17 protein-coding genes are annotated in these 14,833 nt (G+C 64.9%); 6 read left to right on the top strand and 11 right to left on the bottom strand.

The features are described from left to right. Positions 1 to 164: 164 nt before the first annotated feature. Together SX1_RS08320 and SX1_RS24480 are read right to left on the bottom strand one after the other, a co-directional pair. A complete protein-coding gene (locus tag SX1_RS08320) occupies positions 165 to 1,490 on the bottom strand; it encodes a PQQ-dependent sugar dehydrogenase (protein ID WP_019052611.1) in 1,326 nt (441 codons plus the stop codon). A 60-nt stretch (positions 1,491 to 1,550) separates the two neighbouring features. Continuing rightward, positions 1,551 to 1,724, bottom strand: coding sequence for a hypothetical protein (locus tag SX1_RS24480; RefSeq protein WP_019052610.1), 174 nt, complete (start codon positions 1,722 to 1,724; stop codon positions 1,551 to 1,553). Positions 1,725 to 1,959: 235 nt separating this feature from the next. Here SX1_RS24480 and SX1_RS08310 point away from each other — a divergent pair, with 235 nt between their 5' ends. Then, the gene (locus SX1_RS08310) at positions 1,960 to 2,169 is read left to right on the top strand and encodes a hypothetical protein (RefSeq protein ID WP_017184729.1); all 210 of its coding nucleotides are present in this window, start codon (positions 1,960 to 1,962) and stop codon (positions 2,167 to 2,169) included. 27 nt (positions 2,170 to 2,196) lie between these two features. Here the strand turns inward: SX1_RS08310 and argC are convergent, their stop codons facing one another. From argC to SX1_RS08290, 4 genes are all read right to left on the bottom strand, one after another. Further along, positions 2,197 to 3,141: an N-acetyl-gamma-glutamyl-phosphate reductase gene (gene argC, locus SX1_RS08305; RefSeq protein WP_019052608.1), complete on the bottom strand. Its 945-nt coding sequence runs from the start codon at positions 3,139 to 3,141 to the stop codon at positions 2,197 to 2,199. Next, a complete protein-coding gene (locus SX1_RS08300; protein ID WP_019052607.1) occupies positions 3,138 to 4,046 on the bottom strand; it encodes a C40 family peptidase in 909 nt (302 codons plus the stop codon). The genes argC and SX1_RS08300 overlap by 4 nt, the downstream gene beginning before the upstream one ends. Next, the gene (locus SX1_RS08295) at positions 4,006 to 4,413 is read right to left on the bottom strand and encodes a MarR family transcriptional regulator (RefSeq protein ID WP_017184726.1); all 408 of its coding nucleotides are present in this window, start codon (positions 4,411 to 4,413) and stop codon (positions 4,006 to 4,008) included. The genes SX1_RS08300 and SX1_RS08295 overlap by 41 nt, the downstream gene beginning before the upstream one ends. A gap of 62 nt (positions 4,414 to 4,475) precedes the next feature. After that, positions 4,476 to 5,870, bottom strand: coding sequence for a leucyl aminopeptidase family protein (locus tag SX1_RS08290; protein WP_019052606.1), 1,395 nt, complete (start codon positions 5,868 to 5,870; stop codon positions 4,476 to 4,478). A 144-nt stretch (positions 5,871 to 6,014) separates the two neighbouring features. Between SX1_RS08290 and SX1_RS08280 the strand changes: the two genes are divergently transcribed. Both SX1_RS08280 and SX1_RS08275 read left to right on the top strand, forming a co-directional pair. Beyond that, positions 6,015 to 6,215 carry a hypothetical protein gene (locus SX1_RS08280; RefSeq protein ID WP_017184723.1) on the top strand — a complete coding sequence of 67 codons (201 nt, stop codon included), beginning with the start codon at positions 6,015 to 6,017 and terminating at the stop codon, positions 6,213 to 6,215. Further along, positions 6,215 to 7,051: a PdaC/SigV domain-containing protein gene (locus SX1_RS08275; protein WP_019052604.1), complete on the top strand. Its 837-nt coding sequence runs from the start codon at positions 6,215 to 6,217 to the stop codon at positions 7,049 to 7,051. The genes SX1_RS08280 and SX1_RS08275 overlap by 1 nt, the downstream gene beginning before the upstream one ends. A gap of 225 nt (positions 7,052 to 7,276) precedes the next feature. Here SX1_RS08275 and rimO read toward each other — a convergent pair whose 3' ends face one another. From rimO to serS, 5 genes are all read right to left on the bottom strand, one after another. Continuing rightward, positions 7,277 to 8,659, bottom strand: coding sequence for a 30S ribosomal protein S12 methylthiotransferase RimO (gene rimO / locus SX1_RS08270; RefSeq protein WP_019052603.1), 1,383 nt, complete (start codon positions 8,657 to 8,659; stop codon positions 7,277 to 7,279). 46 nt (positions 8,660 to 8,705) lie between these two features. Continuing rightward, positions 8,706 to 9,695 carry a potassium channel family protein gene (locus SX1_RS08265; protein WP_019052602.1) on the bottom strand — a complete coding sequence of 330 codons (990 nt, stop codon included), beginning with the start codon at positions 9,693 to 9,695 and terminating at the stop codon, positions 8,706 to 8,708. Between the two features lie 62 nt (positions 9,696 to 9,757). Beyond that, on the bottom strand, positions 9,758 to 10,768 hold the full coding sequence (locus tag SX1_RS08260) for a M23 family metallopeptidase (RefSeq protein ID WP_019052601.1): 1,011 nt from the start codon (positions 10,766 to 10,768) through the stop codon (positions 9,758 to 9,760). A 72-nt stretch (positions 10,769 to 10,840) separates the two neighbouring features. Further along, positions 10,841 to 11,605, bottom strand: coding sequence for a 5'/3'-nucleotidase SurE (surE, locus tag SX1_RS08255; protein WP_026149590.1), 765 nt, complete (start codon positions 11,603 to 11,605; stop codon positions 10,841 to 10,843). Between the two features lie 110 nt (positions 11,606 to 11,715). After that, entirely contained in the window at positions 11,716 to 12,996 is a 1,281-nt protein-coding gene (gene serS / locus SX1_RS08250) for a serine--tRNA ligase (protein ID WP_019052599.1), read from the bottom strand. Between the two features lie 93 nt (positions 12,997 to 13,089). Here serS and SX1_RS08245 point away from each other — a divergent pair, with 93 nt between their 5' ends. The 3 genes from SX1_RS08245 (at position 13,090) to SX1_RS08235 (ending at position 14,648) form a co-directional block, all read left to right on the top strand. Beyond that, positions 13,090 to 13,530 carry a host attachment family protein gene (locus tag SX1_RS08245; RefSeq protein ID WP_017184716.1) on the top strand — a complete coding sequence of 147 codons (441 nt, stop codon included), beginning with the start codon at positions 13,090 to 13,092 and terminating at the stop codon, positions 13,528 to 13,530. A gap of 161 nt (positions 13,531 to 13,691) precedes the next feature. Then, entirely contained in the window at positions 13,692 to 14,054 is a 363-nt protein-coding gene (locus SX1_RS08240) for a hypothetical protein (RefSeq protein WP_157410125.1), read from the top strand. A gap of 24 nt (positions 14,055 to 14,078) precedes the next feature. After that, positions 14,079 to 14,648, top strand: coding sequence for a hypothetical protein (locus SX1_RS08235; protein ID WP_019052597.1), 570 nt, complete (start codon positions 14,079 to 14,081; stop codon positions 14,646 to 14,648). Positions 14,649 to 14,833 lie beyond the last annotated feature (185 nt).

The raw sequence follows: 14,833 nt of genomic DNA, 5'->3' as shown, positions 1-14,833 counted from the left end.
GTCTGCAAAAGTCAAAATCGTAAAATCCACTAGGATCAAAGATTGCTAGAGGTCCGAAAAGATTCTGACATTTGAACACGCCTTATCCCATAAGGTAGCAAATGTCAGAATCGGACCACTAGCCAAGGCTTCTCGACTTCGCTCGAAGCGAACGGATCTGGGGATCACTTCCCTTTCGTCACCCGCCACACCACGCCGCCGACATCGTCGCTGACCAGCAGCGCGCCCTTGGCGTCGGCGGTCACGTCGACCGGGCGACCATGGGCCTTGCCATCCTGGTCGAGGAAGCCGGTCAGCACATCGACCGGCTTGGCCTTGCCCGCCTCGCCATCGGTGAAGCCGACAAACACCACCTTATATCCTGCGGCAGGCTTGCGGTTCCAGCTGCCATGCAGGCCGACGAACGCGCCGTCGGTATAGGGCGCGCCCAGCGTCACCTTGTCAGCGAAGGTCAGACCCAGCGCGGCGACATGATTGCCCAGCGCATAGTCGGGACGCTTGGTATATTCGCGGATTTCCGGGCGCTGCGGCTGGACACGACGATCCTCATACCCGCCCCAATAATTCCACGGCCAGCCATAGAAGCCGCCAAATTCGATCCGCGCCAGATAGTCAGGCACCAGGTCACTGCCCAGCATGTCGCGCTCATTCACTACGCCCCACAGCGCGCCGCTCTTGGGTTCGAAGGCCAGGCCCACCGGGTTGCGCAGGCCCGACGCCCAGATGCGATAATCGCCGGTCCTGGGATTGACCTCCAGCACCGCTGCGCGATTGGCTTCCGTTTCCAGCCCGTTTTCGCCGATATTGCTGTTGGACCCGACGCCGACATAGAGCATCCCTTCGGGGCTGACGGTCAGGCTGCGCGTCCAGTGCATGTTGGGGGCCTGCGCGGGCAGGTTCAATATCTTGCGGCCCGGTGCGCTGATCTTCGTATCGCCCGGCTTGTAGGGGAAGGCCATCAGCGCGTTCGTGTTGGCCACGAACAGCGTATTGCCCAGCAGCGCCATGCCATAGGGCGAATTCAACCCGGTCAGGAAGGCTGTCCTGGTTTCGGCCCGCCCGTCGCCATCGGCGTCGCGCAGCAGCGAGATGCGGTTTGGCGATGGATCGCCAGCGCCCGCCTTGTTCATCAAATAATTCATCACCCGGTTGACGATGCCGCCGGTCGGGCGGGGCGGGCTGTTGGTTTCGGCCACCAGCACATCGCCATTGGGCAGGCGCAGCATGGAGCGGGGATGGGACAGTCCGTCGGCAAAACGGGCGACGGCCAGCCCCTTGGCGGGCACCGGCGCTTCGCCAGCGGTCCAGGGCTTTACTTCGGCGATATTGACCGTCGGGATCATCTCGCTGCGCGGTCCGGTGAATACCGGTTCGCGCCCCGTGTCCGCGCCGGGTGGCAACTGGGCCGTGTCCCCTTGCGCAAGATAGAGGAATGCGCCGCCGGCCAGCGTGAGGACGACGAGGGGGAGGGCGATCAGATGCTTGTTCATCCCCCACATCTATGTCGCCGTGCCGCATCGGGCAAGGTGGATGGGCGGCAGTTTCGACGCTTATTTGCGCCGGTCGCGCAGCCACAACAGCACGGCGATCAGCACGCCAGCGGCCACGCCCGCCAGCAGGCCGATGCTGGGCTGGCCCATCATCCCGCCAATGATCGCCCCCCCCAGGATGAGGAGGGCGATGATCGCGCCCGCGCCGGTCGGTTCTTTCCTGTCATTGCTCATGCGCAGCCCCTTGCCATGGACGATGCGACAAGGCCAGCGGCTTTGCTGTCACAGGGCCACGGGCGTCGTTTCGGGACTGGCCGTGCCGTTGCGGGATGTTTGTCCCATCGTGGGACTTGGCTAATGACCTGTTCACCCTCGCATGCCGCCAACCCCGTCAAAGCGTTGAAATGGCACGGGGATTGAACAAGGGAGCGAACCAATGGGTGTCGCCGGAAATATAATGGGGGTCGCAATGCAGTTGCCATATCTTTCGGGCCGAAAGAGCTATGAGGACGCCGCCGAACTGATGGCGCTGTTCGGCGAAAATGCCGGTTATGAAGCCGCTGCCCGCGCCGACCGCAGCCTGGACGTGGGCAACCATATCCATTTTTGCCACTGGCGGCAGATCGAACGCCTGATCGTGCTGCTGACCCATGATCAGCCGCTGGGCACGATTCACTGACGGTCGACCCGCGACGGGTTTGAAGTCCTAGAGGCGCAATCCGGCGGTTTCGGGCAGTCCCGCCAATATGTTGAGATTCTGCACCGCCGCGCCCGCCGCGCCCTTGCCCAGATTGTCGAGCGCCGCGACCAGCCGCGCCTGACCGGCGGCAGCGTTGCCGAACACGAACAGTTGCAGACGGTCGGTCGCGCCAACCTGTTCCAGATCGATCTTGCCCATGGCGTCGCTGTCGGCCAGCGCGGCGACGCTCACGATCGGCGATCCGGCATAGGCCGACGCCAAAGCCGCATGGACGTCCGCCAGCGTGGGCGATCCGGGCATCGCGCGCAATTGCAACGGCACTTCCACCAGCATCCCGCGATAGGCGTTGGCGACGGCGGGCGCGAACAGCGGCGCGTGAGCCAGCCCGGAATAGCGGGTCATTTCCGGCACATGCTTGTGCGCTAGGCCAAGGCCATAGGCGCGCAGAGCGGTCGGCGCGCCGTTGGCCCCTTCATATTCCGCGATCATCGCCTTGCCGCCGCCCGAATAGCCCGACGCGCCCGACACGGTGACGGGCCAGTCGGCCGGCAGGAGACCGGCCAGCGTCAGCGGCCGCACCAGCGCCAGAAAGCCGGTCGGCCAGCAGCCCGGATTGGCGACGAAGCGGCTGGCGGCCAGCTTCTCGCGATGCCCCGGTTCCAGTTCGGGAAAGCCATAGGTCCAGCCATCCGCCACCCGATGCGCGGTCGATGCGTCGATAACGCAGGTGCGGTCATTGTCGATCAGCGCCACGGCTTCGCGCGCAGCATCGTCGGGCAGGCACAGGATCACGACGTCAGCCGCGTTCAGTGCATCGCGGCGCGCGCGCGCATCCTTGCGATCCTTCTCGTCCAGACGGATCAGCGACAATTCGGGGCGTCCGGCCAGCCGGTCGGCGATTTCGATGCCGGTGGTGCCGACGCCGCCGTCGATGAAAACCTGTGTCGTCATGCGCCGATCCTCCGCCGCGCGATGATGGGTTGGGCATGATCCCCGGCCAGCCGCGCGACCACGTCGGCCAGGGGTTCCGCGACCACCGCCATCCAGTGTGCATTGGCGTGCAGCAGGGTCTTGCCGTCGATCATGATGCCGACATGGCGGGGGAAGAAGAGGATGTCGCCCCGCTGCAACACGGCCTCGCTGTCGATCGGATTGCCGATCCCTTCGCATTGCAGGTCCGTGTCGCGCGGTACGGATATGCCGCACTGGCCGAGCGCGACCTGCACCAGCCCCGAACAGTCGATGCCGCGATGCCCGCGCCCGCCCCAGACATAGGGCTGGCCCAGATAGCGCTCCGCCACGGCGACCCAATCGGCGGCGATCGTGTCGAGCGGGGTGGCATGACGGATATGGATGAAGCCTTCGGCGCAGGCGATGAAGCCATCCTCCGCCTCACCCGAAAACAGCGCGCCGCCCGGCCAGTAGTCAGCGATCGGCGCCTTGATGTCCGGCGCGCTGAACAGCGGAGCGGTGTTGACGGTGATCCGGTGGCTCACTGGTTCCAGCACGTCCAGCGCTTCCCGACGGATATAGCCGACATAACCGTCATGCCCGCAAAAGCCCCAGGCCCAGTCGGTCATCACGTCCAGCGCATGAAATGTCTCGCCGCGCAGCAATTCGCTGACGGCTTCGCCCGTCGCCGATGGCGCGGTCAGGATTGGCGAGCCGGGCGCGACGCAGGTGAGCGGGACGGCGCGGGCGTAATGGGCGGAAAATAACGTCCCCGCCAGCGCCAGATCGGCCAGGTCACCCCGCGCCGCATGAACGCGGCGGTCGAGCGCGACGGAACGCCCGTCGAGCTTGAAACGGGTTCTTTCAGGCGGTTCGTTCCGCGCGGGGTTGTTCGTACCTGTCATCGCGCGCGGTTCCTGCGATGAAAAGGTGAAAGGCGTCAAGAAATTCCGCCCCTTTGGTGGTCCGGGTGATAAAAATATTGCGCCGGTCGCTGACATCGCGTTCGCGGCGCAGATAGCCAAGGGCCGACAATTTGTTGAGCGCGCGGGTGATTACGGGCTTTGACACATGCAGCGCCTCGGCCAGACCCCTTACCGTATGTGGCCCGGCGGCAATATAGACGGTCAGCATCAGCGCCATCTGCCGGTTGGTCAGATCGGGCTTGCCCGACCGGACATAGTCAACAAGGGTGCGCATCCAGTGGGTCAGCGGCAGCAGGCCGGGCCGGTCGATTGCGGGCGAAAGATCGGTGGCGGGATGAGCGTTCATGTGGCCTTAACGCACGATGCACAATCCGGTTGCGTAACGGACGCCGACATTCTCGTGCAATATCAATCACGCCCGTATCGCTGTTGCAACAGTCGGAAAACCGCGCGTAATCCCAATGCTTCGCCACCCTTCGCCCGGCCCGGTTTCGCGCTCGGTCGCCAGGCGAACGTGTCGAGATGCAGCCAGGGCACATCGTCCGGCACGAAGCGTTTGAGGAAGAGCGCGGCGGTGATCGCCCCGGCAAATCCGCCTTCGCCCGCATTGTTGATGTCGGCAATGTCGGACTTCAGCATGTCGGCATAGCCGTCCCACAGGGGCAGCCGCCAGGTCGGGTCATCTACCGCCGTGCCAGCCGCCGCCATCTCCGTCGCCAGCGCATCGTCATTGGCGAACAGCGCGGGCAGGTCCGGTCCCACCGCGACCCGCGCCGCGCCGGTCAGCGTGGCATAGTCGATGATGAGTTCCGGCTTCTCCTCGCCAGCGCGGGTCAGCGCGTCGCCCAGCACCAGCCTTCCTTCGGCATCGGTATTGCCGATCTCGACCGTCAGCCCCTTGCGGGTGCGCAATATGTCGCCGGGGCGGAAGGCGTTGCCGCTGATGGCATTTTCCGCCGCCGGGATCAGCAGGTGCAGCCGCACCGGCAGACGCGCCCCCATGATCAGTTGCGCCAGCGCAAGGGCATGGGCCGCGCCGCCCATATCCTTCTTCATCAGGCGCATGCCCGACGAAGGCTTGATGTCCAGCCCGCCACTGTCGAAGCAGATGCCCTTGCCGATGATCGCGATGCGGGGCGCTGCCGGATCGCCCCATGTCAGTTCGATGAGGCGCGGCGCGAAGCTCTTGTCCGCAGCCTTGCCCACTGCATGGATCATCGGATAGCCCTGTTCCAGGGCATCGCCGCGGGTCGTGCTGACGCTGGCGCCGAACGTCTTGCCCAGTTGCGTCACGGCGGCTTCCAGATCGGGCGGCCCCATGTCGGCGGCAGGCGTGTTGACCAGGTCGCGCACCAGCGCGATCGCCTGCGCCAGCTGCACCGTCGATTCGATCCGTGCCACGTCGCTGGTCAGCAGCACGCGGGGCGCGACCGGGTTTTCGTCCTTGCGGTAGCGATCGAACCGGTAATGCGCCGTCAGCCAGCCAAGGGCCGCCGCATCGGGCGATCCTTCGGCCAGTCGATACATGCCTTCGGGCAGGGTTTCGGCGAGTTTCGCGAGGCACCAAGGGCCGGGCGCGGCCTTGTTGGCGATGCCCGCCACCACCCACCAGTCGCCTGCGGCTTCGCCCGGCACGATCGCCAGTTCACCCGGCTTCCCCTGAAATTTCTGCGCCGCCGCGATCGCACGGACCCGATCCGGCTGGGCCGCCAGCCAGTCGTCATAGCCCGCCGCCTCGACAAGGTGGATCGAACGGGCGGGCTGGTCGTTGTCGGCTTTAAGCAGGGCTGAATAATCGGTCATGGGGTCGGTTTAGGAGAAAGGCGCAAGGGATGGAAAGCGCGAAATTTCATCGCCCGCATCGCACATGTCGCCCTTTCCCCATTTGCGTCCCGCGCCGCTGAGGCCTAGCTTCATCCGCATCGCAAAATGCCAAGGAGAGAGACGATGATTCATTCCGATGACCGCGGCCTCCAGGCCGCCCGCGCCCGTGCCTATGTGCTGGCGGAAAGCGGCCGTTTTGAAAATGGCCATGCCGTCGAACAGGCGCTGATCGCCGAGGGTTGGCCCAATGCAGGGCAGGCGCTGCAAAGCGACTATGCGCGCAAGGCGATCGGCGAACGCTGCCGCGCTGCGCGGGCGCACTGATGCGGCAGGGGGAACTGGCCCGGTCGGCGGGGCTTTTGGGTGTCGCCGCGATGCTGCTGGTTGCTTGCAGCCCCTCGCACGAGGAGGCGGGCGGCAATGATGCGGCCAATGTCGCGGCGACGCGCTTTGCCGACAGGATGGCGGGAACGCCGCCACCGGCTCCCCCGGCCAAACCCTTCAAGCAGACGGACAAGAGCGCGCTGCTGGAATTCGCCTATGCCTATCCGGCGCAGGCGGCGGCCATCCCCGCGCTGGTCGACAAGTTCGACAAGCAATTGACGACGTCCAAGGCCGATGCGCTCAAAATGGCGAAGGATGACAGCGCGTCCGCCAAGCAGGCCGGCTATCCGTTTCGCGCGCACAGCCTGGAAACGGAATGGAGCGTGTCGGCCGATACCCCGCGCTTCCTGGCGCTCCAGTCGCAAACCTACGTCTTTACCGGCGGCGCGCACGGCATGACCGGCTATGACAGCCTGCTATGGGACAAGGCGCGCAGCCGCGAAACCAGTGTCAAGGCGGTGATGACCACGCCCGCCGCCTTCGCCGCCGCCATCCGCGACCGCTTCTGCGCCGAACTCGACAAGCAACGCGCGGAAAAACGCGGTGCGCCGGTGGTGCGGGACGCCGATGAATTCAGCCAGTGCATCGATCCGATGGAACAGGTGCTGGTGCTGACGTCCAAGGACGGCAAGCTGATCGACGGCGTGACCGTCGTGGTCGGCCCCTACAGCGCCGGGCCTTATGCGGAAGGGACATATGAGGTCGCGCTGCCGGTCGATGCGACGATGCGCAAGGCGATCAAGACGGAATATCAGGACGGGTTCGTGGCAGGGTAAGGTGATTTGCCCTGCTTTCCCATCCTACCCTCGAAGGCAGAGTTATCGCAAATGGAACTGCTGCCCCTATCTTCATCGTCATGCTGAACTTGTTTCAGCATCCATTTCTCGTCCCCAGCGGCGGCTTTTGGCGCATGATGGATCCTGAAATAAATTCAGGATGACGTTGGAGGAATAACGAAAAGTCATGCGCGTTAGTCCTCCCCTTGCAGGGGAGGATGAATGTTAAACCGGCACCCCATAGAGATCATGCTCGTCGGCATCCTCGATTGTGACGTCGATCATGTCGCCAGCCTTCCGTCCTTCGCCGACATCGCGCAGGAAAACATTGCCGTCGATTTCCGGCGCGTCGGCCTGTGAGCGCGCAGTCGCGCCGATCGAGCCGTCCTCTTCGTCCGGTTCGCCCACTTCATCGACGATTACCGGCAGCACGCGGCCGACCTTGGCCGAGAGCTTGGCGGCGCTGATCGCGGCGGTCTTTTCCATGATCCGCTGATAGCGTTCTTCCTTGACCTCGTCGGGCACCGCGCCGGGCAGGGCGTTGGCCGCCGCACCCTCGACCGGCTCGAAGCGGAACGCGCCGACACGGTCGAGTTGCGCTTCATCCAGCCAGTCGAGCAGATATTGGAAATCCGCCTCCGTCTCACCGGGAAAGCCGACCACGAAGGTCGAGCGGATGGTGATGTCCGGGCAGATGCTGCGCCATTTATGGATGCGGTCCAGCACCTTGGCTTCATTGGCCGGGCGTTTCATCGCCTTCAATACGCTGGGGGCGGCGTGCTGGAAGGGAATGTCGAGATAGGGCGTCAGCAGCCCGTCGGCCATCAACGGGATGACCTGATCGACATGGGGGTAGGGGTAGACATAGTGCAGCCGTACCCAGGGCGCGCGCCCTTCGGCGGTACGCAGCTGCCCCAGTTCGCGCGCCATGTCGGTCATGTGCGCGCGCACGTCGCGGCCTTTCCACGACCGCGCCTCATGCCGCGTATCGACGCCATAGGCCGACGTATCCTGGCTGATCACCAGCAATTCCCTGGTCCCCGCCGCGACCAGCTTCTCCGCCTCGCGCAGCACCGCGTCGATCCGCCGCGACACCAGATCGCCCCGGATCGAGGGGATGATGCAGAAGGAACAGCGATGGTTGCAGCCTTCGGAAATCTTCAGATAGCTGTAATGGCGCGGCGTCAGTTTCAGCCCGCCTTCGGGCACCAGGTCGACAAAGGCGTTGGGGACGGGCGGCGATGCGTCATGCACCGCATTGACGACCTGCTCATATTGATGCGCGCCGGTGACGGCCAGCACTTGCGGGAATTTCGCGCGGATCAGGTCTGCCTCATCCCCCATGCAGCCCGTCACGATGACGCGGCCATTTTCGGCCATCGCCTCGCCGATCGCTTCCAGCGATTCCTCCTTAGCCGAATCGAGAAAGCCGCACGTATTGACCAGCACGACGTCGGCGCCGGCATAGTCGGCGGACATCTGATAGCCGTCGGAGCGCAGCTTCGTCAGGATGCGTTCGCTGTCCACCAGGTTTTTGGGACAGCCGAGCGAAACCATGCCGATTTTCGGCGCGTCAGGAAATTTGGTTGCCATGATGGCCGCGCACATAGGGATTTTTGCGCGGAATGTCACGCCGCGCGATTGGCGCGCTCTTTCAGGCCGGTTCGCCGCCTGTCCCCAGACCGTCGCTCTCGACAATCTCGATGATCAGGTCGCCGGTCTGAAGCTGCTGCGCGCCCGGCTCCCAGAAACCGATCGGCCTATCGTCGCGATAGATGCGCACGCCAAGGCCGGTGGTGATGGCGGACAGCGGCCCGCCAATTTCCTGCGGGCTAACGAAGCGCTCGTTCAGCTTCACCCGTCCGCCAGACGCCGCCAGATCGGCCATATAGTCGGCAATATGCTTGCCGCTGGTGCTGCCCGCCAGCAGCAGCCCGGCAAAGCTGACCGGGTTGATCACCGTGGTCGCGCCTGCCTGCCGCGCGGGCAGTTCGTTATCCTCGTTCCGCACGACGATGCTGATCGGCAGGCGCGGGGCGAGGTGGCGGGCGGACAGCGTGATCAGGATCGACGTATCGTCGCGCCCGGCCGATACGATCATGCTGCGCGCGCGGTGGATCGCGACATCCTTCAACGTCCGGTCGCGGGTCGAATCCCCGCACAATATATTGCACCCCTGCGCCTCGGCCAGTTCCAGCGCGGCTTCGCTGCCGTCGATCACGACGATCTCACGCGGGTCGGTGCCGCGCGCCAGCAGTTCATGCACCGCTTCCTGCCCGCTGGTGCCAAAGCCGGTGACGATGATGTGATTGTGCAGATCGGCTTGTATGCGGGCCATGCGCCACCTGTAGAGGATGTTGCGGAGGAAAAGCGAATAGGCTGTGCCGAGGAAAATGAGCCACACGAACAGCCGGATCGGCGTGACGAACAGCGATTCGAACAATCGCGCTTCGGGTGTGACCGGGACAATGTCGCCATAGCCCACCGTCGTCACGGTGACGGTCGTGAAATAGAGCACATCGACAAAGCTGATATGATTGTCGAGATTGTCCTTCAGCCCGTCCCGCCCGACCCAGTGGAGCAGCAGCACCACTGCGATCAGCGCGAATACCAGGCCGACGCGCCAGCTCAGGTCCATCCACATCGGCAGGGAGGAGCGCCGCCGCAAAAAGCCTTCGGTAGTCCGCGATGATCCCCGGTTTATCCTCATGGCGCGGTCGGCAGATGCGTAACGGGATTTACCGGCACCCGGTCCTTGCGCAATTCGAAATGCAGCTTGGGCTGGCTGGCATAGCCGGTGTCGCCGGTCAGGCCGATGGTCTGGCCGCGCGTGATTTTCTGGCCGCGCACCACATCCACGCGGCTGGCATGGCCATAGGCGCTGACCCAGCCGCTGCCATGGTTGATCAGCACCAGCCCGCCAAACACCGCCACCCGGTCGCCCGCATAGGCGACAACGCCGTCCGCCGCCGCACGGATCGGCGTGCCGGCGGGGACGCCAATATCGATGCCATTATTCTTCGCGCCGCTTTCGCCGGGGCCAAAGCGCGATAGCAGCTTGCCCTTGACCGGCCAGTCGAAACGCCCCGCAAAGCTGCCGGGCTGGGCGATCGGCACGTTGCTTGGCAGCGGGCGCGGCTGCGACGAAGCGACCGCCACCGGCGCATTTTCTGCCGCCGCTGGCTGGCCGCCGGTCAGCACATCATCAATGTCGATATGGAACGCGGCGGCGCGCTGCTCCAGGCTGGGGGCCGTCGCCGGAGCCTCGCCCGGCAACAGCAGCCGTTGTCCGCGCCGCAGCATGAACGGTTCCGTCAGGCCGTTGGCGGCAACGATGCGGCTCCACGCCACGCCATAGGCGGACGCGATGGCGATGCCCGTCTCCCCTTCCGCCACCAGATGATAGCGACCGCCGGGAATAGTGAGTTTCTGGCCGATGCGGATGGCAAAGGGCGGTGTCAGCCCATTGGCGCGCGCAATCGCTTCCGATCCCGCGCCGGTGCGATTGCCGATGCCGCGCAGCGTGTCGCCGGGCTGGACGACATAGGTGGACGTCGCCACCGTTTGCGCATTGGCGACCACCTGCTGCGCGGTCCATACCGGCTCGGCTTCCACCAGTTCGACAGTGGCCGCGTCGGCATTCAACCGGGGCGGGGGCGTTTCGTTGCGGGCCTCCATGGGGATACAGGCGGCCAGTATCAGCGGCGCGAGCAACATGGCGGATGGAAGAAGCGGACGTGACATCGCCGCCTGTCTATCGCATCGCGCCGCGCTTGCCACCCCCTGCCGCTATTGCCCGAACGCCGCTGCAGTCGCCGCCATGGCGCTGTCCTGCGTCAGGTCGTAATGGAGGGGCGTAACGGTGACATAGTCCTGCGCGATCGCCGCCAGATCGCTCCCCTCCGGCACTGCATCGCTGCTGCCCAGGCTGAACCAGTAATAGCGGTAGCCGCGCGGGTCGGTCCCTTCGATGATCTTCGTGCGATCGACATCGTGAAAGCCCTGCCGCACGACGCGGATGCCCTTGACCGCGTCGGGTTCTATCGCCGGGAAGTTGACGTTGAACAGCATCCGGCGCGAAGGCGGCATGGCGATCAGCGGGGCGATGGCTTTTGCGCCCCATGCCTGCGCAGCGGCAAAGGGCACCGTGTCGCCCATCCCCTCACGCGCATAGACCTGGCTCAGCGCAATCGACCTGATCCCCGAAATCGCCCCTTCCATCGCGGCGGCGACGGTGCCCGAATAGGTCACATCCTCCGCCAGGTTGGCGCCGCGATTGACGCCCGACAGGATGAGGTCCGGCCGCGCGTCCTTCATCAAATGCCCCACGGCCATCATCACTGCGTCGGTCGGCGTGCCGGTGACGCTGTAATGCTGCGCGCCATGCTTGCGGATGCGCAGGGGCCGGGTGAGCGTCAGGCTATGCCCCGCGCCCGACTGTTCCTCGCTCGGCGCGACGATCCAGATATCGTCGGAAAATTGGCGGGCGATGGCTTCCAGCACTTTGAGGCCGGGCGCGTGAACGCCATCGTCATTGGTGAGCAGGATACGCATGGAATAAACAACTCCGTTCGGGCTGAGCTTGTCGAAGCCTTCCGCTGAGCGAAGCGAAGCCGCCTCGCTAGCGCTCGGCATGGCCCTTCGACTTCGCTCAGGGCGAACGGCTAAGCCTTTGGCGTCAGGCGCGTCACCCCACCCATATAGGGCGCCAGCGCCTCCGGCACGATCACGCTGCCGTCGGCCTGCTGGTAATTTTCCAGCACCGCTACCAATGTGCGGCCCACGGCCAGACCCGATCCGTTCAACGTGTGAAGGAAACGGGTCTGCTTCTCTCCCTCCGGCTTGTAGCGCGCGTTCATCCGCCGCGCCTGAAAATCGCCGCAGTTGGAAACAGAGCTGATCTCGCGATAGGTGTTCTGGCTGGGCAGCCAGACTTCCAGATCCCATGTCTTGCGCGCGCCAAAGCCCATGTCGCCGGTGCAGAGCAGCATCTTGCGATAGGGAAGCCCAAGCGCCTGAAGGATACCCTCCGCCGCCGCGCACATGCGTTCATGCTCCGCCTCTGACTCGTCGGGCGCGCAGATCGCGACAAGCTCGACCTTCTCGAACTGGTGCTGGCGGATGAAGCCGCGCGTGTCGCGCCCGGCGGACCCGGCTTCGGAACGGAAACAGGGGGTCAGCGCCGTCAGCCGGACGGGCAGGTCAGAGAGCGGCACGATCTGGTTCGCGACCAGATTGGTGAGGCTGACTTCGGCGGTCGGGATCAGCCAGCGACCATCGGTGGTCCTGAACAGATCCTCGGCGAATTTGGGCAATTGCCCGGTGCCGAACAAAGCCTCGTCACGCACCAGCAGCGGCGGGTTGACCTCCTCATAGCCATTCTCGGCCGTCTGCCGGTCCAGCATGAATTGCGCCAGCGCCCGGTGCAGCCGCGCCATCTGGCCGCGCAGCGCAGTGAACCGCGCGCCGGACAGGGCCGCGCCGCCCTCAAAATCCAGCCCCAGCGCCGGGCCGAAATCGGCATGGTCCTGCGGCGCAAAGTCGAAGTCGCGGGGCGTGCCCCACCGGCTGACTTCCACATTGTCGGCTTCATCGTCGCCCTGCGGCACATCGTCGGCGGGCAGGTTGGGGATGGCGGCCAGCATCGCGCCCAGCGCGTCGCCGACTTCCCGGTCCTGCGCTTCCAGAGCGGGGGTGCTTTCCTTGATCGCCGCGACTTCGGCCTTCAGCGCTTCCGCCTTGTCCTTGTCGCCCGCGCCCATGGCCTGGCCGATCAGCTTGCTCGCCTCATTGCGGCGGGCCTGTCCGACCTGCAACTGCGTCTTGATCGCCCGGCTTTGCTCGTCCAGCGCCAATATCTCGGCGGACAAGGGGGCCAGCCCGCGCCGGGCCAGGCCAGCGTCGAAAGCGGCGGGATTTTCGCGGATGAAACGGATGTCGTGCATGGGCCAGTCCTATGCCGTCGTGCGACGAGCCACGCAACCCTGCGCGCTGCCGATCGTTGAACAGGCATCCGTTAAAATGAAAAGGACCAGGCGATGCAGATAGAACAGGACGCGCTCATATTGGTAGCTGACGGCCGCAAGATGCTGTTTTTCCGGAACAAGGGCGACGCCGCCATTCCCAGCCTGGAAACCGAGCAGGTCGAGAAGCAGGATAACCCGGCCGATCGCGAACAGGGCAGCGACACGCCCGGCCGCGCGTTCAATTCGGTGGGCGGCCATCGCAGCGCCATGTCGGAAACCAATTTTCACGATCTGGAGGAGGATCGCTTTGCCGCGCAGGCCGCCGACATCCTCAAGCATCGCGCCTTCGCCAATGATTATGAAAAGTTGATCATCGTCGCCCCGCCCGGCACGCTGGGCGAAATGCGCAAACATTATCACAAGGAAGTCGAAAGCCGCCTGGCAGGCGAGATCGCCAAGGATCTGGTCAATCATCCGATCGCGGACATTGAACGGATCATTGCCGACAATTGATCCTGTGCCCTTTGCGCCCATCCTCCCCTGCAAGGGGAGGACCGTTCCGGTAACGGGTTTTGCAAAAGCGCATCAGCATCAAACGAAAAAGGGCGGCCCCCGATACCGGGAGCCGCCCTTTTTCATGTCATCGCCTGACGGGTCAGGCGGCCTTGTCGGCCTTGCGATCGGCAAAGCGACGGCGGGCGACCAGTGCGACCGCGGCTGCGCCGAACAGCAGGATCATCGGCGGGGCAGGGACGTCCGTGCCGCCGCTGCTGCTGCTCGATCCACCGCTGGAGCTGCTGGACGAGGAAGAAGAGCTGCTGCTGCTCGACGAGGAGGAACTGCTCGACCCCGAACTGCCGCTCGATCCGCTGCTGCCCGTGCTGCCGAAGCTGGACGATCCGCCCGACGAGGAGGAACTGCTCGACGAGGATGACGAAGAAGAGGACGACGAACTGCTGCCGCTCGACCCGGAACTGCCCGACGAACCGCTGCTGCCGCTCGATCCCGAACTGCCGCTGGAGCCACTCGACCCGTGATCATGGCCATGACCATGGCCGGGCTTGCCGGGCTTGCCGCCGCTCGATCCGCCCGAACTGCTCGATGAAGAACTGGACGAGGAGGAGGAGGATGACGAGCTGGAGCTGGACGAGGACGAGCTGCTGCTGACATTGCCGCTCGACGTGGAGACATTACCGCTCGACGTCGAAACGCCGCTCGATGTCGACACATTGCCGCTGGAGGTGGACACGCCACCCGTTGACGTGGACACGCCGCCGGTGGAAGTCGAAACCCCGCCGGTCGATGTCGATACGCCGCCAGTGGTCGAGCTGGTCGAGCTGCTGATGCCGCCGGTCGAGCTGCTGGTCGAGGAGATCACCACCGACCCGCCGCCGCTGCCGCCGCCACCGCCGCCGAAAAAGCCGCCGATGAAGCCGCCGCCGCCAAAGCCGCCGCCACCGCCCATGACGACAGGAACCGCGCCACCGCCGCCGGACATGACCGGCATTTCGGCCATCGGCATCGGCGCAGGCAGGGGAATGGGAGCCTGTTGCGTGACGACCGTGACGGTGCGCGGCGTGCTGGTTTTCACCGTACGCACCACCTTGCGCTTCACTGTCCGCACGGCATAGCGTTTGCGCGGCGCTGCCGCCTTCGTGCTCTTGCTGCTATGAACCACTGCCGGCCGCGCATTTTCGGCGACATGCACCGCGCCACCGCCAATGATCGCTCCGCCGCAAGTGCAGGCGCATAACTTAGCCAATGCCATCCGTACCGACATAGGATCCACTCTTTACTTTGTTGCCCCCTGACCCGG

This window comes from Sphingobium xenophagum NBRC 107872 (assembly GCF_000367345.1).
Taxonomy (GTDB): domain Bacteria; phylum Pseudomonadota; class Alphaproteobacteria; order Sphingomonadales; family Sphingomonadaceae; genus Sphingobium; species Sphingobium xenophagum.
The sequence above is the reverse complement of the archived record's forward strand: the minus strand, read 5'-3'. Positions and strand labels throughout refer to the sequence as shown.